This window comes from Pseudomonas sp. GT1P32, assembly GCF_054897805.1.
Genome location: NZ_CM142704.1, coordinates 3,126,207 through 3,148,430, shown reverse-complemented (window position 1 = coordinate 3,148,430; position 22,224 = coordinate 3,126,207). Strand labels below are relative to the sequence as shown.

The window sequence follows — 22,224 nt, the reverse complement described above, 5'->3', positions numbered from 1 at the left end:
GACCTCTCTTACGGAAACATCGATGAGCACCTTGCTGGCCCTGGACACCGCGACTGAAGCTTGCTCCGTTGCCTTGCTGCATGACGGCAAAGTGACGAGCCATTACGAGGTGATCCCGCGCCTGCATGCGCAGAAGCTGTTGCCGATGATCCAGCAATTGCTCGCCGATGCCGGGACCACCTTGCAAGCGGTCGATGCCATCGCTTTTGGCCGTGGGCCGGGCGCATTCACTGGCGTGCGTATCGCCATCGGCGTGGTACAGGGCCTGGCGTTTGCCCTGGATCGACCGGTCCTGCCGGTGTCGAACCTGGCGGTGCTGGCGCAGCGGGCGTATCGCGAACACGGTGTGAGCCAGGTCGCGGCCGCCATCGATGCGCGCATGGACGAAGTGTATTGGGGCTGCTACCGCGAAACGGCGGGTGAGATGCGTCTGGTCGGCAACGAAGCCGTATTGCCGCCGGAAGTGGCGGCGTTGCCGGCGGATGCCAGCGGTGACTGGTTTGGCGCCGGCACCGGTTGGGGTTATGCCGAACGCATCGCCGTCAGCGTGAGTGGTCAGGACGCGGGCATGTTGCCTCACGCCGAAGACCTGCTGACCCTGGCGCGATTTGCCTGGGAACGGGGTGAAGCGATTGTGGCGGATGAGGCGCAGCCGGTTTATCTGCGGGATAAAGTGGCGACGCCCAAGGCGCGTTAATCAGCGATACCGAGTTGTCTCCTTCGCGGGCAAGCCTCGCTCCTACAGGGTTTGCGCGGCCCCTGTAGGAGCGAGGCTTGCCCGCGAAGGCGATTTAGGGGATGTAACCAATCGTCGTTTTATCCCCTCGCCTTTAAACCTTTTCGCAATTCTGTGTTCTAGTTATCACCAAGCGGTTTGCGAAGTGGGCTATGCGCCACTAAACTGCCATCACTGATACCGAGCATGACATTATGCGCATAGACGGCCTTTCCTCTCAGTCCTACCCCATCAAGCGCAAGCCTCGCAAAGGGCATGTGGTTGAGGACGATTCCGTCGATATCGAGGGCGAGCTGGAGTTCCCTTCGGAAGAGCAAATGGCCGCCCGCGCCGCCAAAGCCTCCGCGCAGCGCCTGAGCAATCTGCCGGCGCGCCAACAAGACATGATTTACCACCGCGCCATGAGCAAAAGCGTCGCGATGGCCCTGGCCAGCTACCTCAGCACCGCCAATTTTGTCGATTGGGATTCGGATGTGATGGGTCTCGACCTGTATATCTGATGCGGCTGCCTTACTACCTCGGCTGCCCGTCCTGGAGTGAAAACGCCTGGCGCGATTACCTCTATCCGCAAGACGCGAAAACCTCCGAATTTCTCAATCTGTATTCTCAAGTATTCAACGCCGTGGAAGGCAATACGACCTTCTACGCGAGCCCGGCTGCCAGCACCGTGCAGCGTTGGGCCGAGACCATGCCCGAACACTTTCGCTTCACCGCCAAGTTCCCCGGCGACATCAGCCACGGCGGTGACCTGCGCGAACAATTGACCGCCACCGAAACCTTCCTGCAATTGCTCAGCCCCTTGGGCGAGCGGGTGTCGCCGCTGTGGTTGCAGTTGTCGAAAAGCTTCACGCCGCAACGATTGCACGAGCTGGCGGGTTTTATCGACGCAGTGGACCGGCCGCTGGCCATCGAAGTGCGGCATGACGATTTCTTCGCCAAGGGTGAGGCCGAGCGCTCGCTCAATCGCCTGCTGCTGGATCGCGGTGTCGAACGTATCTGCCTCGATCCGCGGGCGTTGTTCAGTTGCACGTCCACCGATCCTTCGGTGCTGCACGCCCAATCGAAGAAACCCAGGGTTCCGCCCCGTCCGGCGGCCTTCACGCAATTCCCGCAAGTGCGCTTCATTGGCCACCCGCAACTGGAAGCCAACGACCCGTTCCTGGTGCCCTGGGTCGAGAAAATCGCCTTGTGGATCGAAGAAGGGCGCACGCCGTATATCTTCCTGCACACCGCCGACAACCTGCTGGCGGCGAAACTGGCGCAACGTTTTCACGCAAAGCTGATGCTGCGTTTGCCTGGCTTGCCGCCGCTGCCTGAGCTATACAGAGAGCCCGCCGCCGAGCAACTTGGCCTGCTCTGAGGCGGATTCCCTGCCTTTTTCAGGAGCCTGCCAATGGATGCGCAAACCCTTCGAGCCCAAGCCTTCAAAGCACTGCATGAACGCGCCGGGGCTTTTGTCATTCCCAACCCGTGGGACGCCGGCTCGGCGAAAATGCTCGCCAACCTGGGCTTCGAGGCGCTGGCGACCACCAGTGCCGGTTTTGCCTTTTCTCAGGGGCGACCCGATGGCGGGTTGACGCTGGACGATACCCTGGCGAACGTTCGGGCGATTGTCGCGGCGACGGACCTGCCGGTTGCGGTCGATCTGGAAAACGGTTTTGCCGACGATCCCGCTGAATGCGCCCAAAGCATTCTGCGAGCCGCTGCTGCAGGTGCTGTCGGTGGTTCGATCGAAGACGCCACGGGACGTGCAGGCGCGCCGATTTATTGCTTCGAGCATGCAGTGGCGCGAATCGAAGCCGCCGTCGCCGCCGCCCGCAGTTTGCCGTTCCCGTTCACGCTGACGGCCCGGGCCGAGAATTTTCTGCATGGCAATCCCGATCTGGATGACACCATTCGCCGCTTGCAGGCCTTTGCCGAAGCGGGCGCCGACGTGCTCTATGCGCCGGGGTTGTGCAGTGCTGAAGACGTGTTGGCGGTGGTGCGCGCCGTGGCGCCGAAACCGGTCAATGTGTTGATGTCCGGCGGGTTGAAACTGACGGTCGAACAGTTGAGCGAAATGGGCGTCAAGCGCATCAGCGTCGGTTCGGCGCTTGCGCTGGCAGCGCTTGGCGAATTCTACCGCGCAGCCGAAGAGATCAAGACCTCGGGCACGTTCGGCTTTACCTCGCGGTCGATGCCGTACGCACAGGCCAATCAATTGTTCAAAGGCTGACAACGCGGCTTTTTGCGGGTGATCGCTCACCCGCTACAAACTGATGCGGCTGCGCGAGGTGGGGGTGTCGCTGAGGGTCAGGCGGCGATGCGCAGGTTCTGCAGCACGATCGGGCGAGCCCAACCGATATCGAAATCGAAGTTTTTCTGTTGCTCCGCCAGCTCTTCCGGCGGGAACGGCGGGAATGGCTTGTCCAGCAGGTCCATTTCGAATTCGGCGATCGGCAGGTGCAGTGGACGTGGTTGCGGCGCCGGGCCGGCTTCTGGCACCGGTTGACCCGCCGTCAGCACGATCGGGCGAACCCAGCCGCTTTCGAAGTTCTGCTGCTTTTGCTGGGCAGCGATTTCTTCCGGTGGGAACGGTGGGAATGGTTTGTCGGCCAGGTCCATTTCGAACTCGGCGATCGGCAGGAACAGCGGCTCGGGTGGCTTGACCTGGGTTTCCTTCACATCACATTCGCGCTGGGAAACGATGTGCGCCAGCAGTTCGCTGCCAACTGTGGGTTCTTCCGGGCTTTCGAGATCGACCGGTGGAAAGTTGAGAGACGCCGGCACGACATCGCCCGACTGATCGGCCAGGGCCTGGGCAAAGAAATCCTGCCACAGGTGACTGACGCCGCTCAGTGCTTGGGAGTTTCGCAGGCCAAAATCGCCGTGGGGCGAGATGTAACCTATCGATGTGCGTTGAATGTCTGACATTTCTCTCGGTCGACGCTCAGCTCTGGCAAAATGCTCGTTAGTTTTGTTATCGGCCGTTTCTGCCGATCATTAATTTTTTTGAGCGTGTTTTCCCATGATTGAGCAACCGGCGGCTTGCCGCATCCATGTCGAGGCCCTGGGCACGGCGTTTCAGCCACAGGCCGAGCAATGGGCCGAGCGCCTGGGCCTGCCTTTGCAGGTCGATGACGGCGAATTTGCCTTGCAGGTGGGTGAACAGGGTTTGCAACTGCAACAACTCGGCCCGGACGCACCGGGACCGGTGCGGGTGGACTTCGTCGAGGGCGGCGCCGCCCATCGCCGGTTGTTTGGTGGTGGCACCGGTCAGATGATCGCCAAGGCGGTTGGCATCGCCCAAGGCGTGCGTCCGCGGGTGCTGGATGCCACGGCGGGGCTTGGCAAGGACGCGTTCGTGCTGGCGAGCCTGGGTTGTGAGATGAGCCTGATCGAGCGTCAGCCGCTGATCGGCGCCTTGCTTGAAGATGGCCTGGCACGCGGAGCGGAAGATTTCGACGTGGCGTCGATTGTGGCGCGCATGCGATTGCTCAAGGGCAACTCGATCGAAGTCATGCGCAACTGGGAAGGCGAGCCACCGCAGGTCATCTACCTTGACCCGATGTTTCCCCATCGTGAGAAAACTGCGCTGGTGAAGAAGGAAATGCGCCTGTTTCGGCCGTTGGTGGGGGATGACCCGGATGCGCCGGCGTTGCTCGAAGCGGCGTTGGCATTGGCCAGCCACCGGGTGGTGGTGAAGCGTCCGCGCAAGGCGCCGTGCATTGCCGGGCCGAAGCCGAGCCATGCGCTGGACGGGAAATCCAGTCGGTATGACATTTATCCGAAAAAGGCGCTCAAGCCTTAAGACCGAGTTGTTCCCATCGCGGGCAAGCCCGCTCCCACAGGGCCGGTGGTGTCTTTGTAGGAGCGAGGCTTGCCCGCGAAGGCGTCCGTTAGAACGATATCAATCTATCAGTCTGACTAGGGACGATAAGCCCGCATAAACAACCCCACCACTTCCCGCACATGTTCCTCTGCCGCATCCCCGGTCAGCGGCTCGCCACAGCCATACAACAACCGAAAATTCCCCGCGCCCTTGAGCAGGCAAAAGAAATGTTCGGCAGCGTTACGTGGCTTGTCGATGCTCAACACACCACTCTGATCAACCTTGGTCAGCAGCCGTTCCATGCCATGCAGCATGCGCTCTGGCCCGGCCTCGAAGAAGATCTGCGAGAGTTTCGGGTCCTGGCTGCCCAGCGTCATCATCAACCGGTGCAGGTTCACCGATTCATCGCTGTTGATCAGGTGATGAAAGCCGCGCGCGATATTCAACAGCACCGTCTCCACTGAAACGCCATCAGGCAATTCGAAAAACAGCGTAGGCAATTGCTCTTCGCACTTGGCGACAACGGCAGCGGAGAACAGCGTCTCCTTGTCGTTGAAATGGCTGTAGACGGTCAGCTTCGACACGCCAGCCTCGGCCGCGACGGCGTCCATGCTGGTGCTCGCATAGCCATTGCTCAGAAACAGGATTTTCGCCGCATCGAGGATCGCCTGGCGCTTGGCCAGATCCTTGGGACGGCCCGGACCATTGGGTGCTGAAAAGTTGTTCGGCATTATTCGCTTTTAATACTGGACTGGTGAGTTTGCTATTAATAACATACTGGTCAGTATAATTATTCCAAGCACCATTAGCGAAAGGTCCTTCACCATGTTCCGCTATGCCTTGCCCCTCGCATTGCCAGTCAGTCTGGTGCTTTTATTGTCTGCGTGTGGTCACGAAGAGGCACCGCAAGTCACCGTTCGACCGGCCATGGTGGTGCAGCCAGAGCCTTCGGCACAGGCGATGGAAAGCTATCCCGGTGAAGTCCGTGCTCGCTACGAGCCTGATCTGGCGTTTCGCATTGGCGGCAAAGTCAGCCGACGACTGGTCGAAGAAGGGCAGCGGGTCAAGGCCGATCAACCACTGGCCGAACTCGATCCCCAGGACGTGCGCCTGCAACTGGAAGCCACCCGCGCTCAGGTCGCGGCGGCCGAAGCCAATCTCAATCTCGTACGTGCCGAGCGTGACCGCTACAAGACCCTGATGGATCGTCAGATGGTCAGCCGCTCGCAGTACGACAATTCCGAAAATCTATACAGATCCGGTGAAGCGCGCCTGAAGCAGATCAAGGCCGAATTCAACGTCTCGACCAACCAGGCCAGCTACGCCGTGCTGCGTGCGCCTCAGGACGGTGTGGTGGCCAAGCGTGCGGTGGAAGTCGGGCAAGTCGTCGCCGCCGGTCAAACCGTGTTTACCCTCGCCACCGATGGCGAGCGCGAGGTGTTGATCAGCCTGCCGGAACAGAGCTTCGGTCGTTTCAAGGTCGGGCAGCCGGTGTCGGTGGAACTTTGGACCCAACCTGATCAGCGTTTTGCCGGGCGCATCCGTGAGTTGTCGCCCGCCGCTGATCCGAAATCCCGCACCTTCGCGGCCCGCATTGCGTTCACCGCCGGCAAAGTCCCGGCCGAGCTCGGCCAGAGCGCCCGGGTGTTTATCCAGACTGCCGACGTCGTGGCGCTGTCGGTACCGCTCTCGGCGGTTACCGCCGAAAACGGCGCCACTTACGTGTGGGTGCTCAGCGCCAACAACACCCTGAAGAAAGCCCCAGTCCGGGTCGGCCCGTTCGGCGAGAAAACCGTGCCGGTGCTCGAAGGCCTGAACGCCAGTGACTGGGTGGTGGCGGCCGGTGTGCATGTGCTTCACGACGGGCAGCAAGTGCGCCCGGTGGATCGCTCCAACCGCGTGGTCAATCTTGCGGGCAAGGAGTAATCCCCGATGGGTTTCAATCTTTCCGAATGGGCGCTGCGTAACCGCCAGATCGTACTGTTCCTGATGCTGTTGCTGGCGATTGTCGGCGCACTTTCCTACACCAAACTGGGCCAGAGCGAAGACCCGCCGTTCACCTTCAAGGCCATGGTGATCCGCACCAACTGGCCGGGGGCCACCGCCGAGGAAGTGTCGCGCCAGGTCAGTGAACGCATTGAAAAGAAGCTGATGGAAACCGGCGAGTACGAGCGCATCGTGTCGTTCTCTCGACCGGGTGAATCCCAGGTGACGTTCGTTGCGCGTGACTCAATGCACTCGGTGCAGATTCCGGATCTCTGGTACCAGGTTCGCAAGAAGATCGGCGACATTCGTCATACCTTGCCACCGGGCATTCAGGGCCCGTTCTTCAACGATGAATTCGGCACCACCTTCGGCAATATCTACGCGCTGACCGGCGACGGTTTTGATTACGCGGTGCTCAAGGACTACGCCGACCGCATCCAGATTCAGCTGCAACGGGTCAAGGATGTGGGCAAGGTCGACCTGCTCGGGTTGCAGGACGAGAAGGTCTGGATCGAACTCTCCAACGTCAAACTCGCCACCCTCGGTTTGCCGTTGGCTGCGGTGCAGCAGGCGCTTGAAGAGCAGAACGCGATGTCCACGGCCGGTTTCTTTGAAACCACCAGTGAGCGATTGCAGCTACGGGTTTCGGGGAATTTTCAGACGGTCGAAGAGATCAGGAACTTCCCGATTCGCGTCGGTGATCGCACGTTCCGTATCTCCGATGTCGCGGACGTCCGTCGTGGTTTCAACGATCCTCCGGCGCCGCGCATGCGTTTCATGGCCGAAGACGCCATCGGTCTGGCCGTGGCGATGAAGGACGGCGGCGACATTCTGGTGCTGGGCAAGGCGCTGGAAATCGAGTTCGCCAGGATCCAGAAAAACCTTCCGGCCGGCATGCAGCTGCGCAAGGTTTCCGATCAACCCGCCGCGGTGAAAACCGGTGTCGGTGAGTTTGTACAAGTGTTGGTGGAAGCCCTGGCCATCGTCCTGTTGGTGAGCTTCTTCTCCCTCGGCGTGCGCACCGGCATGGTGGTGGCGCTGGCGATTCCGCTGGTGTTGGCGATGACCTTCGCCTGCATGTATTACCTTGGCATCGGCCTGCACAAGATTTCTCTCGGTGCGCTGGTGCTGGCGTTGGGCTTGCTGGTGGACGACGCGATCATCGCCGTGGAAATGATGGCGATCAAAATGGAGCAGGGCTTCGACCGGATCAAGGCGGCCAGTTACGCCTGGACTAGCACCGCGTTCCCGATGCTCACCGGCACGTTGATCACGGCCGCCGGTTTCCTGCCGATTGCCACTGCGCAATCGGGCACTGGCGAGTACACGCGTTCGATCTTCCAGGTAGTCACCATCGCGCTGCTGGCGTCGTGGATTGCCGCCGTGGTTTTCGTGCCGTATCTGGGGGAAAAACTCCTGCCGGATCTGGCGAAGATTCATGCAGCGAAACACGGCATTGGTCAGCCTGATCCGTACGCTACGCCTTTTTATGAACGTGTCCGACGCCTGGTGGAGTGGTGCGTGCGCTGGCGAAAAACGGTGATCACGCTGACAGTGGTGTTGTTTATCGCCTCCATCGTGTTGTTCCGTTTTGTACCGCAGCAGTTCTTCCCGGCCTCGGGACGACTGGAGTTGATGGTCGATCTGAAACTGGCCGAAGGCGCTTCGTTGAGCAACACCGCCGACGAGGTTAAACGCCTTGAAGGTTTACTGAAGGATCACGCCGGCATCGATAATTACGTGGCCTACGTCGGTACCGGTTCGCCGCGCTTTTACCTACCGCTGGATCAGCAACTTCCTGCGGCGAGCTTCGCCCAGTTTGTCGTCCTGGCCAAGACCATCGAGGACCGCGAAACCCTGCGCACCTGGCTGATCGAAACCCTCAACGAGCAATTCCCGGCCCTGCGTTCGCGGGTGACGCGTCTGGAAAACGGCCCGCCAGTCGGCTATCCGGTGCAGTTCCGGGTCACCGGCGAACACATCGAGGACGTCCGCGCCCTGGCTCGAAAAGTGGCGGCCAAGGTTCGCGAGAATCCCCATGTGGCCAACGTCCACCTGGACTGGGAAGAGCCGAGCAAAGTGGTTTATCTGAACGTCGATCAGGACCGCGCGCGAGCCCTTGGCGTGAGCACGGCGAACCTGTCGAAGTTCCTGCAAAGTTCGCTGACCGGTTCCAGCGTCAGTCAGTACCGCGAAGACAACGAGTTGATCGAAATCCTGCTGCGCGGCACGTTGCATGAACGCACTGAACTGTCGTTGCTGCCAAGCCTGGCGGTGCCGACCGACAACGGTCGCAGCGTGGCGTTGTCGCAGATCGCGACGCTGGAATACGGTTTTGAAGAAGGCATCATCTGGCACCGCAACCGTCTGCCGAACGTGACGGTCCGCGCCGATATCTATGGCAAGGAACAACCGGCGACGCTGGTGCAGCAGATCATGCCGACGCTCGATCCGATCCGCGCGGAACTGCCTGACGGCTACTTGCTGGAAGTCGGCGGCACCGTGGAAGATTCCGCCCGTGGGCAAAACTCGGTGAAGGCCGGTGTGCCGCTGTTCATCGTGGTGGTGCTGACGTTGCTGATGCTGCAACTGCGAAGCTTCTCACGCACCGTGATGGTGTTCCTCACAGCGCCATTGGGATTGATCGGCGTAACCCTGTTCCTGATGGTGTTCCGCCAGCCGTTCGGTTTTGTGGCCATGCTCGGGACCATCGCGCTGTCCGGGATGATCATGCGTAACTCGGTGATTCTGGTGGACCAGATCGAGCAGGACATCGCCGCCGGGCTCAAACCGTGGCAGGCGATTATCGAAGCCACGGTGCGTCGTTTCCGGCCGATCGTGCTGACCGCACTCGCCGCCGTATTAGCCATGATCCCGCTGTCACGCAGCGTGTTTTTCGGGCCGATGGCGGTGGCAATCATGGGCGGATTGATTGTCGCGACGGCGTTGACGTTGCTGTTTTTGCCGGCGCTGTATGCGGCGTGGTTCCGCATCAAGAAAGAACCCGCCTGACCCCTGTAGGAGCCGGCTTGCTGGCGATCCATTCACCGTGGTGTATCTGATGCACCGCGGTGATGCGATCGCCGGCAAGCCGGCTCCTACATGTATTTCAGAATCTTCTGATATTGAGTCAGAGGGACCTGAATGCTGTACTCAAGCCTCAGTTTCATGAGGTTTTGAGACAGCAATAATGAAAAAGCCACCGAAGCTGAAGGGGCGGACCGATCCGGTGTTCGACCTGTTGGGGAAGTCACCCCACAAAGAGCGCCTCTCGGATTACCTCGCCCTGCTCAAACCGCTGGATGATCAGGGACGCTATCTTCCCTTCGATGAGTTGCGTTATCGCTGGGCGCCGGGGCTGGATTCGAACCTGTGTTGGGCGCTGGTAAAGAAAGCCAGAACGGCACAGTACTCAAGTCTTTTGCCGCTGGGCGAGCCTGTTCGGTGGGGCAACTTCATGCTTACGCCGCTGGCGCACAAAGCGGTTTCCGCCGTCGATCGAAAAACCACAACGGCTGCACTGGAGTTCATGACCAGTCAAATCGGCGAGCATGCGCATTTCAGCTATCTGTTGAATGATCTGATCGAAGACGAAGCGATCAGCAGCAGCCAACTCGAAGGTGCAGCGACGACCACGCGTGTGGCCAAGGACATGCTCAAGCGCAAGCGCCGGCCGCGCACGCCGGATGAGCGAATGGTGATCGGCAATTTCAGAATGATGAACTTCGCCTGGGAAAAACGTTATGAACCCCTGAGTGTCGCGCTGATTTTGGACATGCACCGGGTGGGCGTCGAAGGCATTGATGATGCGCAATACTCGCCGGGGGAATTCAGGGGCAACGATGACGTGGTGGTGCAGGATGGCGAAGGCAACACCGTTCATACGCCCCCTCCTGCTGCGGGGGTGATGTCACGATTGCAGTTGCTGGCGAAGTGGATCAACCAGTCGCACAACGATCCTGAGCACGTGGAATACCTTCACCCACTGATCAAAGGCATCGCGCTGCATTTTGCCTTGGGCTATGAGCATCCTTTCCGTGATGGGAATGGGCGGGTCGCGCGGGCGTTGTTCTACTGGTACATGTTCAAGAGTGACTTCTCTGCCTTTCGTTACATTGCGATCAGCATTTTGTTGCGCAATGCGCCGGTGAAGTACGGGCGCTCTTATCTGAACACTGAAGCTGATGACCTCGACTTGACGTACTTCATTGATTTCCAGTGTTCGGTCGTCTTGCGTGCTGTCAGTGGTTTTACCAAGGCGTATCGGAAAAGTCTGGCGTACGCCGACAGCTTTGATCGCTGGTTGTTGGAGTCCGGTTTTTTTGAGCGATTGACCGAGAAGCAGCGTGCCGTATTCCAGGTGGCCAAGAGCGGGATGGCCAAGGAATTTACGGCAGTTAATGTGAAGGAAAATCTGAACTGCTCTTACAACACTGCGTCGGCGACCCTGAACGGGCTGGCGGATTTGAAGGTGTTTGAGAAGAGGAAGGTGGGGCGGGAGTGGGTGTTTTTCCTACGGCCTGTATCAGCCTGAATCAGTGTGGGAGCATGCCTGCTCCCACAGAGCCTTGCACTAAGGCTTAGAGCGAACCAAACACCTTCTTCGCCAGACTGGTCGCTGCCGCTGCAGGATTCTGGCGAATGGTTTCTTCCTGTTTGCCGATCATCTCGAACAAACCGTTCAGGGCCTGCTCGGTTACGTAGCTTTCGATGTTGGCGCTTTTCGCATCCACTACACCCATGGTCGCAGCTTGTCCGGCGAACGAGTTGTATTGCTTGGCCAGGCCAACCTGGTCGGTGGCTTGTTTGACGATCGGCAGGAACTTGGCGCGGATCTGTTCGCGGCTGGTTTTGTTCAGGTATTGCGTGGCGGAGTCATTACCGCCGCTGAGAATGCCCTTGGCATCGTCGACCGTCATCTTCTTCACGGCATCCACGAGGATCGGCTGAGCCTGGACCACGGCCGTTTCCGCCGCTTTGTTCATGCTGGTTTCCAGCTGATCGACCTGATCACCCATGCCGAATTGCTTCATCTTGCTGGCGACCTTGCCCAGTTTGCCCGGCAGTTCGATCTTCACGTCCGGGTTGTTGCTGAAGCCGCCCGGCGTGCCGAGTTGTTTCACGGCCAGTTGCGCGCCTTGGGTCAGGGCATCCTTGAGGCCGCCGGTAGCGTCCTTTTGCGACAAGTCACTGAGTGACAGCGCCATGGCACTGGCGGAAATCATCAAACCTGCACACAGGCCGGCGAAGCGAAGGGTAGGGCGGAACATGGCGGCTTCCTTGTTCAAAAAAGAATTAACGGACGGCGTCGACGCGAATTTTCAGTGGCTGCGGGTCGCTGCCATTCAGTTGTACGGCGTGATGTTCGGTGGTGATGAACATCAGTTGGCCATTCACTTCGATTCGCGCGCTGACGGAATAACGATGGCCGGGTTTGACCTGGGCCGGATCGTAACTCAGATGGAACGGCAGTGGCACCTGGCCTTTGACCGGACCTTTCTGCTCGTCGAGTACCACGGCAGGAGCGTCGGCCAGCGATACGTCCTGCAAGCTGACGCTCAGGGTGGCAGTCGGCGGCAGGGCGATGCGCTGGAGATAGAAGACTTCGCCATCGAGGCTGATTTTGGCGGCGGGTTGCGGGGTTTGGCAGGCACTGAGCAAAGCAGCCAGTCCCAGAAGCGAAAGTTTTTTCATGCATTCAATCCTTGTCGTTGGCACCTGAAGAAGACTGGTGCCAACGACAATTTAGCGTTTTTTTCAGGCGAGGGCTTAGAAGTTGCCTTCCGGTGTTTCACGAACGCTACGAACGACAACGTCTTCCGGGCGCAGGTGGTTTACACCCAGCTCCACTCGATGAAGTTTGATGGTCTTGTAAATCATATGCTCGGGGGTTTCGATGCGTGCACGGATTGCATAGCTATTGCCAGGCAGGACATCTGCAACCTGGTACAGCAGGGTAAAGGTTAGCGCTTTCTTTTCCGCATCAGAGATAACTTGTCGGGCAAGTAGTTTGGCTGGGGCATCAGTCGCAGTGACATCCAGCAGATCGACGTAAAGTGTCGAGTTCAGTGGAAGGGCAATCTTGTGCAGGTAGTACACGGTACCGCTGATGTTCATTACAGGTTCGCTGCTCATTTTGATTTCCTTATCAAATAAATCGTCGGAAATGACGAGCAGTCAGCCTATCGCCAAGGCACTGGAACCAGATGTAGGGGAATTCCCTGATTAGGGGGGGAATTGATGTCAGGGTGGATCGGAAGCTTCCTTGCTTCTGAACCCTTGGTGCCGCGCGATCAAACAGGCGTGATCAACTCCGCAGCATCTTCACTGCGATGCAACGCCACCTGACGGATCGACAAGCGGATCTCCGCCGACAACACCCGTTTCGCCGCGCCTTCGGCCAGTTCGCCGAGCAGTTCGTGATAGCTCAGCTTGCCGGCCTCGTCACGCTTGAGCACATCGAGGTCGAGCATCGTCTGGATGAAGTGGCGGAACAGGCTCTTGTCGAAAAACTCCGGCGCGTTTAAGCCATGCAGGATCGACAGGCGCTGGGCCATGACCGTGCACAGGTCTTCCAGTTCTTCGGCACTGATGCTGTTCTGGCCGCTGTTGAGCAGCAGGGAAACCGTCATGTAGAAGCGCTGCAAGGTCTGGGCGATGCTCTTCGACAGCAGCGTCAGCAGCACGAAATGCCGCGAGCTTGGCGCCGGACGCAGGTAAACGTCGTTCTCGAAACGCAGCAGGCCTTGCTCGACGAACGCTTCGAGCCATTGATCGATCACGGCATCCAGTTCGTCCAGCGACCAGCGAATGAACAGCTCCGATTGCAGGTACGGATACAGCGCGCGGGTGTAGCGCAGGATCTGCTCGCGGCTCATGCGCGACGCACTCTGGAAGAAGCTCGCGAGCAACGCCGGCAACGCGAAAATGTGCAGCACGTTGTTGCGGTAGTAAGTCATCAGGACGGCGTTTTGCTCATCCAGATAGAGGATTTTGCCCAGCGCATCGCTCTGTTCGGACAGCAGGTCCATGTCCTTCACATGCTCGATCAGCGCGCGGCCGTCACCTTCCGGCAGCGTGGTGTGCGGCGAGTACGGAACCTTGCGCAGCAGCGCCAGATACAGATCCAGCACCCGCGCCATGGCGCGATCGTCCAGTGCCAAACGACTGGTGGACAGCAATGCCAACGCCACGAGGTTGACCGGGTTGATCGCTGCCGCTTCGTTCAGGTGCTGCGCCACTTTCTCGCCGAGGCGGTTGGTGGTTTCGTTGAGCCAGGCCGGTTTGAACTGCGGGCCGAGTTCCTGTTGGCGCCAGTCTGGTTGTTCGCTGTCGAGGAATTCCGCCAGTTTGATCGGTTCGCCGAAGTTCACTGCGACCTGGCCGAAACGCTGCTTCAGGGCGCCGATGACTTTGAAGATGTCGAAGATCGATTCTTTCTTCTTGCTCGCACCACGCAGTTCGCCGAGGTAAGTCCGGCCTTCCAGCACGCGTTCATAACCGATGTACACCGGCACGAACACGATGGGCATGCGCGAGGAGCGCAGGAAGCTGCGCAGGGTGATCGCGAGCATCCCGGTTTTCGGTTGCAGCATGCGCCCGGTGCGCGAGCGGCCGCCCTCGACGAAATACTCGACCGGGAAACCTTTGGTGAACAGGGTGTGCAGGTATTCGTTGAACACCGAGGTGTACAGCGGGTTGCCCTTGAAGGTACGGCGCATGAAAAACGCACCGCCACGACGCAGCAGGCCGCCGATCCCAGGCATGTTGAGGTTGATCCCGGCGGCGATGTGCGGCGGGGTCAGGCCGTTGCGAAACAGCAGATACGAAAGCAGCAGGTAGTCGATGTGGCTGCGGTGGCACGGCACATAGATCACTTCGTAACCCGGGGCGACCTTCTGCACGCCTTCGATGTTGTTGACCTTGATGCCGTCGTAGATCTTGTTCCAGAACCAGCTCAGCACCACTTCCATGAAGCGGATCGCGGTGTAGGTGTAGTCCGAGGCGATCTCGTTGCCGTAGCGCAGGGCCTGGGCCTTGGCTTTCTCCGGGGAGAGGTTCTCGCGTTCGGCTTCGTCGAGGATCGCTTGCTTGACCAGCGGCTGGTTGAGCAGGCCTTTGACCAGGTTGCGACGGTGGGAAATGTCCGGCCCGATCACCGCGGCTTTGAGGTTGCGGAAGTGCACCCGCAGAATCCGTTGGGCCATGCGCACGGTGCGCTCGTGACCTTTGTTGTGCTCGATCAGTTCACGCAGGTGGATCGGCGCGGAGAATTGCACGCGGGTCTTGCGCCCCAGCACGATGATGCTCAACAAGCGGCGCAGGCGCCCGGTGACCGCCCAGCTATCGGCAAATAGCAGCTTCCACGGACTCGACTCGCTGTCCGGCGACTGGCCCCAGAACACGCTGACCGGAATGATCTGCGCGTCTTCGGCAGCGTTCTGGCTCAGGGCGCTGACCAGTCGGGTCAGGGTCGGTGGCGCGCCGCGTTTGTCCTGGCGACCGAGCCAGTCGGGCTCAGGTGTCAGGTAAAAGAACGCGGCGGGTTCCAGCAGATTGCCGACAGACACCGGCAGCACCGGGCGCGGCAGGCCCGCCTTGCTGCATTCGGTGTCGACCACGGCGAGGTCGGTCAGCGAAGGGTTTTGCAGGACGTAGAACACCGGACGGCTGCGGTCGAGGTTGAGGGTGAACGACGACTGATTGATCGTCTCCGAGCGAACCCAGAGATAGAGCAGTCGGCGCAGGGTGCCAAACACAAGACGGCGGAACGGGGAACGGGTCATACGGCTTCTGCGTGAGTGGAATAAACCGAGCGTTTGCTCGGGCGGTCGATAGTGTGCCGGATTAGTCGAAAATCGGCAAAAAAGCGCCTAAGTAAAGTTGAGTTGAGAGTTTTGACGCCTGTCATATACTCGGCGAGCCCGCACTGGCCACTTAGTGGCACCTCTCAGTGCAAGCAATGTTCCCGAGGCTTTCCTGCGAAAAGCCCGATCAATAATAAAAAAGGAGTATGAACAGATGGCTACGCGCGAAACCGGCAATGTGAAGTGGTTCAACGACGCCAAGGGCTACGGCTTTATTCAACGCGAGGACGGGGTGGACGTGTTCGTGCACTACCGCGCGATTCGCGGTGAGGGGCATCGTTCGCTGACTGAAGGCCAGCAGGTCGAGTACGGCGTTGTGACGGGGGAGAAGGGTTTGCAGGCTGAGGATGTGGTGGGGCTGTAAACCCACGCTTCAGATCACCCAAAACCCTGTAGGAGCGAGGCTTGCCCGCGAAGGCGTCATCACTGACGCTAAAAGCTTCGCGGGCAAGCCATGCTCCTACAGGTTCGTGGTGTGATGGGTTACGCGGTTTTCCAGGTGATCTCTTCTTCGCCATCGGCGCTGATGCGCATCCAGCGATCCGCTGTCTCTTCACCTTCTTCCTCGACCCAACTGCCCGGCGCACAACGTACTTCTACGTTCAGCGCGGCAAACGCGGCGCGGGCGCAGGCAATGTCGTCTTCCCACGGGGTCTGGTCGCTTTCCAGGTACAGGCTGTTCCATTTTCCTACCGCTTTCGGCAGCCAGGTCACTGGCACGTTGCCGGCCTTGCACTTGTAGGTCTGACCTTTCTGAACCCAATCGGTGCACGGGCCCAGAGCCGCGCCGAGCCAAGCGGAAACGGCCTTGTGGTCGACGTCGGCGTCTTTCAGGTAAATCTCGATATCGGGTTGGCGCATGGATGTCCTCACTGCGGGTCTGAAAAATCCATTCGCGGATTTAGCCGGTCTCAAGCTGCTGCTCAAGACCAAAAATTAAGATTGAAGAACAAAGTAATCGTAGCGCATCGAAACAGTGACCTCGAACGGCTCGGTCTGCTCGATGACCGCCGCCCGGCGTTCGGCACTGGCGCGCCAGCCGTGAGGCGTCATGGCCAACAGGTTGGCGCGATCCTGACCACTTGCAAGCGTCAGCTTGAACTCCAGGGTTTCACTGTGTTGCAGCGCCATGCCGTCAGGCACCAAGGCCAGATGCTTGTCGTCGGTGTACTCACGCACTTCGTCGTACAGCCGCTCGCGCAATTCCATCAGGTGGCCGCTGGTCGGCCCGACTTTCATCAAGCCGCCGCCGGGGCTGAGCAGGCGCTTGGCTTCTTCCCAGTCCAACGGGCTGAAGACGCTGGCGAGAAACTGACAACTGCCGGACGCCAACGGCACCCGCGCCATGCTGGCGATCAACCAGGTCAACTGCGGATTGCGCTTGCAGGCGCGTTTGACCGCTTCCCGGGAGATGTCCAGTGCGTAACCGTCAGCGTTGGGCAAGGCTTCGGCGATTTGCGCGGTGTAGTAACCCTCACCACAACCGATGTCCAGCCAGCGCTGCGGCGCGTATTGCGCCGCCAGCTCAGCGAGACGCCTGGCTACCGGCGCGTAATGGCCGGCGTTCAGGAAGTCGCGCCGGGCTTCGACCATCGCCAGGTTATCCCCAGGGTCGCGGCTGTTCTTGTGCTGCACCGGCAACAGGTTCAGGTAACCCTGGCGCGCACGGTCGAAACGATGCCCGGCGGGGCAAGCCACGCCGTTGTCCACCGCGTTCAGCGGTTCGCTGCAGATCGGGCAGGCAAGCATCAGGCGAGCAACTTGATCAGGGTCTGGTAGTAGATTTCGGTCAGCACGTCGAGGTCGGCGGCCAGTACACGCTCGTTGACCTGGTGGATCGTCGCGTTGACCGGGCCCAGTTCAACCACCTGTGTACCCATGGTCGCGATAAAGCGGCCATCGGAGGTGCCACCGCTGGTGGAGGCTTTGGTTTCGCGACCGGTGATGTCCTTGATGCTCGACGCGACGGCGTCCAGCAAAGCGCCCGGTTCGGTGAGGAACGGCAGGCCGGACAGCGCCCAGTCGATGTGCCAGTCCAGGCCATGCTTGTCGAGGATGTCGGCGACGCGTTTCTGCAAGCCTTCGACGGTGGATTCTGTGGAGAAGCGGAAGTTGAACACTGCCACCAGATCACCGGGGATCACGTTGGTCGCGCCAGTGCCGGAATTCACGTTGGAAATCTGGAAACTGGTCGGCGGGAAGAAATCGTTGCCGTGGTCCCAATGCTCGGCGGCCAGTTCGGCCAGCGCCGGGGCGGCGAGGTGGATCGGGTTCTTGGCGAGGTGCGGATACGCGACGTGACCTTGCACACCGCGTACGGTCAGCTTGGCGCCGAGGGAACCGCGACGGCCATTCTTGACCACGTCACCTACCAAAGTAGTGCTCGACGGTTCGCCGACGATGCACCAGTCCAGACGCTCCTTGCGCGCCGCCAGACGTTCAACCACCGCTTTGGTGCCGTGGTGCGCCGGGCCTTCTTCATCGCTGGTGATCAGGAACGCGACTTTGCCCTTGTGATCCGGGTAGTCGGCGACGAAGCGCTCGGCGGCCACGGTCATGGATGCCAGGCTGCCTTTCATGTCGGCCGCGCCACGACCGCAGAGCATGCCGTGTTCATCGATCAGCGCGTTGAACGGGTCGATCTGCCAGGCGGTCACCGGGCCGGTCGGAACCACGTCGGTGTGGCCGGCGAAGCACAGCACCGGGCCGTCGTGCTTGCCGTGGGTGGCCCAGAAGTTATCCACATCTTCGATGCGCATTGGCTCAAGCATAAAACCGGCATCGCCCAGGCGCTGCATCATCTGCTTCTGGCAATCGGCGTCGACCGGCGTCACGGACGGACGGCGGATCAGGTCGATGGCGAGTTGAAGGGTCGGCGAAAGGTCGGCGTGGGCCGTCATGGAAAACTCCGGAATCTTTTAATGTAGGAGCGAGGCTTGCCCGCGAAGAACGATAATGAGGTGTATCTGTTACACCGAGTCGCATCGTTCGCGGGCAAGCCTCGCTCCTACAGGAAATGGGGGGCGTGGCCTGCAAAATGGCGGTTATCTTAAAGCAAAACGGCGGCCATTGGCCGCCGTTTAGTGCATCTGCAAAGATTTAGACTGCCGGTGCCGTTTCGGCCTCGACGGCCGGTTTCGGCAGCGAGGACAGGAACGCCATGATCAGCGCCGCCAGGTACGGCAGCGACTGCACCAGCAACATGATCACCCAGAAGCGCATGTCGTTGCTCGGCAGCCCGTTCACCAGGAAGATCCCCAGCGCCGCGCCCCACAACAGCAGCATGATGAACATCTCTTCACGCGCTTCCGAAATAGCCACCCAGAAGCCGTGGTTGTCGGCGTTTTTCGGCGTGCGGAAGAACGGAATGCTGCTGGTGAAGAAGCCGTACAGCACCGCTTTGGCGATGGTGTGCGACAACGCCAGCCCGGCCAGCGCCGCGCAGAACGCGTCCTTGAGGTTCACGCCAACGGCGCGACGGTAGAGGAAGATGATCTTGCCGACCTTGAACACGAACAACGCCAATGGCGGGATCGCGAAAATCAGCAGTGGCGGATCGACCCGTTGCGGCACGATGATCATCGCCGCCGACCACAACAGTGCGCCCACGGTGAAGAAGATGTTCATGCCATCCGCGACCCACGGCAACCAGCCCGCGAGGAAGTGGTAGCGCTGGCCACGGGTCAGCTCGGTGTCCTTGCCGCGCAGCAGACTGGCGGTGTGACGCTTGATGATCTGAATCGCACCGTAGGCCCAGCGGAAACGCTGTTTCTTGAAGTCGATAAAGGTATCGGGCATCAGGCCTTTGCCATAGCTGGTGTGGTAATACGCCGCCGACAAGCCTTTCTCGAATACGCGCAGACCCAACTCGGCGTCTTCACAGATGCACCAGTCGGCCCAGCCGAGTTCCTCGAGCACCGAGCGCCGGGTCATGGTCATGGTGCCGTGCTGGATAATCGCGTCGCGGTCGTTACGGGTGACCATGCCGATGTGGAAGAAGCCTTTGTATTCCGCGTAGCAGAGCTTCTTGAAGGTGCTTTCGTTCTGGTCGCGATAATCCTGCGGCGACTGCACCACAGCGATTTTCGGATCGGCGAAGTGCGGCACCATGTGCTTGAGCCAGTTCGGGTCGACGCAGTAGTCGGAGTCGATCACCGCAATCACTTCGGCATCTTTGGCGGTGTGCGGAATCAGGTAGTTCAGCGCGCCGCCCTTGAAGCCGGCCAGCGGCGCGACGTGGAAGAACTTGAAGCGCGGGCCGAGGGTTGCGCAGTAATCGCGCACCGGTTCCCAGACGGCCGGGTCCTTGGTGTTGTTGTCGATGATCAGGACTTCGAAGTCCGGATAGTCGAGGTTGGCCAGGGCGTTGAGGGTCTGTTTGACCATCTCCGGCGGCTCGTTGTAGCACGGCACGTGAATCGACACTTTCGGCCTGTAGTCCGAATCGCCCACCACCGGCAGGAATTCACGCCGGCGTTTGTGGGTCCAGACCGCTTCGGCCAGTTCATGCGCCTCGGTCAGCAGTACGATAAAGACCCCGAGTGCGCCGAGTGCGAGGAGAAATCCTACGGTCAGGCTGAACCAGGTGCTGTATTGCTGGCTGTAGTCGTAGCCGATCCACACCAGCACCGAACCGCACAAGAAGGCGATAAAAGTCAGGAAGGTACGGCCACGTTGACGCAGGGCCGAGCCGTCAATCATCAGCAAGGTCAGGGACAGCAGGGCCAACACCGCCGAGCCGATGGCCAGCACGCGCCATTGCGGGATCGCGACGACCGGGCCTTCGAAGTTGAATTTTTGCTGGCGCGCAGCGTTGAACACGCCCCAATACGCGCCCACCGAACCTTCGTCACTGGCCTTCCACGGTTGGTCAAACGCTTCGATCACGAAGTAGTTGAAACCCTGGCGGTTGAGCTTGTTCACCAGCGTACGCAGGTAGATCGCCTGATCTGCCGGGCTGGCATCGGTGCCGCCACGCATGCGGCCGTTGCTCGGCCAGCCAACCTCCGAGAGCAGCAGCGGTTTTTTCGGGAACATCTTTTTCAGGTCGCGGGCGCGATCGAGGACGAACTGACCGGCCTTGTCCACCGGGATGTATTCCCAGTAAGGCAGGACGTGCGCGGCAATCAGGTCGACGTGCTTGGCCAGTTCCGGGTGTTCTTCCCAGACGTGCCATTGCTCGGACGTGGTGACCGGCACTTTCACGGCGGCGCGAACGCGATCAAGGAGCACGCTCAGTTCGGCAGCGGTAATTTCCTTACGGAAAATCGCCTCGTTGCCTACGACCACACGAACCACGCTGCGTGAGGAATTGGCGATTTCGATGGCCCGGGTGATTTCCCGCTCGTTGCGTTCCAGGTCCGGGCTGATCCAGATCCCCAAGGTAACCCGCAGGCCGAATTCCTCTGCCAGTTTAGGAATGTCTCCCAGGGTGCCATCGACCGAGTAGGTACGGATGTTGTCCGTCAGCTTGCTCATGATCTCCAGATCGCGACGCATTTGATCGTCGGTCGGGTACTGCTCTTTCTGCGGATACTGGCCTTGCTGGAACGGCGAGTACGAGAAACCGGAGATCTGTTCAGGCCAGTTGGGGGCGGTGACCGGGCGATTGATCAGCGCCCAGAAGCCGGTAAACAAGGCTGCGATGGCGAGCACCACGACCAGGTTGAGTCCAAATTTACGCGATGACATAGCTATTTCGGGTTCCAAAGGCTGTGGAACGAAGGAACGGTTGGCGATCGCCAAGGGGCGCGCATCCTACACCGGCAGTTCACTGAACGTACATCGGACAGGGAATTGCACGACATTGGGCAATCGGCTTTCACATAAGTTCTTACACTTGTAGCTTGAAACTTAAAACTTGCCGCTGCGTGGTGTCCTGCCTCACAAGCACTGCTCCTTTTTGACGGCACCGGACGCCGTCAAAAAGGAACAGTGCTTGTGAGGCAGGACACCCTCTATAATGCGCGCCGGTTTTTGGGGTAATGGTCATGAGTACAGAAGATCCGCGGTTTGCAGGCATCGCCCGTTTGTATGGCATCGAAGGGCTAGAACGCCTGCGCGCGGCGCACGTGGCGATCGTCGGCGTCGGCGGTGTCGGTTCCTGGGCTGCGGAAGCGGTGGCGCGGTGTGGCGTGGGCGAGATTTCGCTGTTCGACCTCGACGACGTCTGCGTCAGCAACGCCAACCGTCAGTTGCATGCGCTGGACAGCACCGTCGGCAAGCCCAAGGTCGAGGTGATGGCCGAGCGCCTGCGCGGGATCAACCCGGACTGCACGGTGCACGCGGTGGCGGATTTCGTCACCCGCGACACCATGGCCGAATACATCACGCCGAACATCGACTGCGTGATTGACTGCATCGACAGCGTCAACGCCAAGGCTGCGCTGATTGCCTGGTGCAAACGCCGCAAGATCCAGATCATCACTACCGGCGGGGCGGGTGGGCAGATTGACCCGACGTTGATCCAGGTCTGCGACCTGAACCGCACATTCAATGACCCGCTGGCCTCGAAAGTGCGCTCGACCCTGCGCCGCGATTACAACTTCTCCCGCACCGTGACCCGTCATTACAGTGTGCCGTGCGTGTTTTCCACCGAGCAGCTGCGTTATCCGAAGCCGGACGGCAGCATTTGCCTGCAGAAGAGTTTTGTCGGGGATGGCGTGAAGCTGGACTGCGCGGGCGGGTTTGGTGCAGTGATGATGGTGACCGCGACGTTCGGTATGGTCGCGGCGACCAAGGCTGTGGATAAGATTGTGGCGGGTGTGCGGCGCCCGGCAGACAAAATCAAACCTGAGGCATGAAACACAACTTTGTAGGAGCCG

The 22,224-nt window shown here is 59.9% G+C and carries 20 protein-coding genes; 10 read left to right on the top strand and 10 right to left on the bottom strand.

Translation table 11 applies throughout. From position 1 onward, the window contains the following. The first annotated feature begins 22 nt into the window (after positions 1–22). The 4 genes from tsaB to ACYZUC_RS14470 all read left to right on the top strand — a co-directional run bounded on the left by tsaB (position 23) and on the right by ACYZUC_RS14470 (position 2,951). Positions 23–697, top strand: a complete 675-nt coding sequence (gene tsaB, locus ACYZUC_RS14485) for a tRNA (adenosine(37)-N6)-threonylcarbamoyltransferase complex dimerization subunit type 1 TsaB (RefSeq protein WP_461996488.1) — start codon at positions 23–25, stop codon at positions 695–697. Positions 698–930: 233 nt separating this feature from the next. After that, positions 931–1,236, top strand: coding sequence for a hypothetical protein (locus ACYZUC_RS14480; RefSeq protein WP_008035498.1), 306 nt, complete (start codon positions 931–933; stop codon positions 1,234–1,236). Next, on the top strand, positions 1,236–2,096 hold the full coding sequence (locus ACYZUC_RS14475; protein ID WP_008039350.1) for a DUF72 domain-containing protein: 861 nt from the start codon (positions 1,236–1,238) through the stop codon (positions 2,094–2,096). Before ACYZUC_RS14480 ends, ACYZUC_RS14475 begins: the two co-directional genes overlap by 1 nt. Before the next feature lie 33 nt (positions 2,097–2,129). Continuing rightward, positions 2,130–2,951: an isocitrate lyase/PEP mutase family protein gene (locus ACYZUC_RS14470; protein ID WP_461996485.1), complete on the top strand. Its 822-nt coding sequence runs from the start codon at positions 2,130–2,132 to the stop codon at positions 2,949–2,951. 77 nt (positions 2,952–3,028) lie between these two features. Here the strand turns inward: ACYZUC_RS14470 and ACYZUC_RS14465 are convergent, their stop codons facing one another. Then, the gene (locus tag ACYZUC_RS14465; protein WP_008035487.1) at positions 3,029–3,649 is read right to left on the bottom strand and encodes a hypothetical protein; all 621 of its coding nucleotides are present in this window, start codon (positions 3,647–3,649) and stop codon (positions 3,029–3,031) included. Between the two features lie 94 nt (positions 3,650–3,743). Between ACYZUC_RS14465 and ACYZUC_RS14460 the strand changes: the two genes are divergently transcribed. Further along, positions 3,744–4,526, top strand: coding sequence for a class I SAM-dependent methyltransferase (locus ACYZUC_RS14460; protein WP_008035485.1), 783 nt, complete (start codon positions 3,744–3,746; stop codon positions 4,524–4,526). 116 nt (positions 4,527–4,642) lie between these two features. Here ACYZUC_RS14460 and ACYZUC_RS14455 read toward each other — a convergent pair whose 3' ends face one another. Continuing rightward, entirely contained in the window at positions 4,643–5,278 is a 636-nt protein-coding gene (locus ACYZUC_RS14455) for a TetR/AcrR family transcriptional regulator (RefSeq protein WP_461996481.1), read from the bottom strand. 94 nt (positions 5,279–5,372) lie between these two features. Between ACYZUC_RS14455 and ACYZUC_RS14450 the strand changes: the two genes are divergently transcribed. The 3 genes from ACYZUC_RS14450 (at position 5,373) to ACYZUC_RS14440 (ending at position 11,067) form a co-directional block, all read left to right on the top strand. Further along, the gene (locus ACYZUC_RS14450) at positions 5,373–6,473 is read left to right on the top strand and encodes an efflux RND transporter periplasmic adaptor subunit (RefSeq protein WP_461996479.1); all 1,101 of its coding nucleotides are present in this window, start codon (positions 5,373–5,375) and stop codon (positions 6,471–6,473) included. Positions 6,474–6,479: 6 nt separating this feature from the next. Beyond that, positions 6,480–9,545: an efflux RND transporter permease subunit gene (locus ACYZUC_RS14445; RefSeq protein WP_461996478.1), complete on the top strand. Its 3,066-nt coding sequence runs from the start codon at positions 6,480–6,482 to the stop codon at positions 9,543–9,545. A gap of 178 nt (positions 9,546–9,723) precedes the next feature. Then, positions 9,724–11,067 (top strand): Fic family protein, encoded by a 1,344-nt coding sequence (locus ACYZUC_RS14440; protein WP_461996476.1) that lies wholly within the window; start codon positions 9,724–9,726, stop codon positions 11,065–11,067. 46 nt (positions 11,068–11,113) lie between these two features. On the opposite strand, the gene ACYZUC_RS14435 is transcribed toward ACYZUC_RS14440, so the two are convergent. From ACYZUC_RS14435 to plsB, 4 genes are all read right to left on the bottom strand, one after another. Then, the gene (locus ACYZUC_RS14435) at positions 11,114–11,803 is read right to left on the bottom strand and encodes a DUF4197 domain-containing protein (RefSeq protein ID WP_008039365.1); all 690 of its coding nucleotides are present in this window, start codon (positions 11,801–11,803) and stop codon (positions 11,114–11,116) included. 25 nt (positions 11,804–11,828) lie between these two features. Then, positions 11,829–12,227 (bottom strand): YbaY family lipoprotein, encoded by a 399-nt coding sequence (locus ACYZUC_RS14430; RefSeq protein WP_461996474.1) that lies wholly within the window; start codon positions 12,225–12,227, stop codon positions 11,829–11,831. 75 nt (positions 12,228–12,302) lie between these two features. Further along, entirely contained in the window at positions 12,303–12,668 is a 366-nt protein-coding gene (locus ACYZUC_RS14425; protein ID WP_461996472.1) for a YbaY family lipoprotein, read from the bottom strand. A 158-nt stretch (positions 12,669–12,826) separates the two neighbouring features. Further along, positions 12,827–15,319, bottom strand: a complete 2,493-nt coding sequence (gene plsB, locus ACYZUC_RS14420; protein ID WP_461996470.1) for a glycerol-3-phosphate 1-O-acyltransferase PlsB — start codon at positions 15,317–15,319, stop codon at positions 12,827–12,829. Positions 15,320–15,554: 235 nt separating this feature from the next. On the opposite strand from plsB, the gene ACYZUC_RS14415 reads away from it, so the two are divergent. After that, the gene (locus ACYZUC_RS14415; RefSeq protein WP_008035470.1) at positions 15,555–15,764 is read left to right on the top strand and encodes a cold-shock protein; all 210 of its coding nucleotides are present in this window, start codon (positions 15,555–15,557) and stop codon (positions 15,762–15,764) included. Positions 15,765–15,883: 119 nt separating this feature from the next. Here the strand turns inward: ACYZUC_RS14415 and ACYZUC_RS14410 are convergent, their stop codons facing one another. From ACYZUC_RS14410 to ACYZUC_RS14395, 4 genes are all read right to left on the bottom strand, one after another. Further along, positions 15,884–16,261, bottom strand: coding sequence for a hypothetical protein (locus ACYZUC_RS14410; protein WP_008035469.1), 378 nt, complete (start codon positions 16,259–16,261; stop codon positions 15,884–15,886). Positions 16,262–16,336: 75 nt separating this feature from the next. Further along, entirely contained in the window at positions 16,337–17,149 is an 813-nt protein-coding gene (locus tag ACYZUC_RS14405; RefSeq protein ID WP_008035467.1) for a putative RNA methyltransferase, read from the bottom strand. Beyond that, positions 17,149–18,300: a succinyl-diaminopimelate desuccinylase gene (dapE, locus tag ACYZUC_RS14400; protein ID WP_008035465.1), complete on the bottom strand. Its 1,152-nt coding sequence runs from the start codon at positions 18,298–18,300 to the stop codon at positions 17,149–17,151. The genes ACYZUC_RS14405 and dapE overlap by 1 nt, the downstream gene beginning before the upstream one ends. 199 nt (positions 18,301–18,499) lie before the next feature. Then, entirely contained in the window at positions 18,500–21,091 is a 2,592-nt protein-coding gene (locus tag ACYZUC_RS14395) for a glycosyltransferase (protein WP_032829235.1), read from the bottom strand. 293 nt (positions 21,092–21,384) lie between these two features. Between ACYZUC_RS14395 and tcdA the strand changes: the two genes are divergently transcribed. After that, positions 21,385–22,203: a tRNA cyclic N6-threonylcarbamoyladenosine(37) synthase TcdA gene (gene tcdA / locus ACYZUC_RS14390; protein ID WP_461996468.1), complete on the top strand. Its 819-nt coding sequence runs from the start codon at positions 21,385–21,387 to the stop codon at positions 22,201–22,203. Positions 22,204–22,224 lie beyond the last annotated feature (21 nt).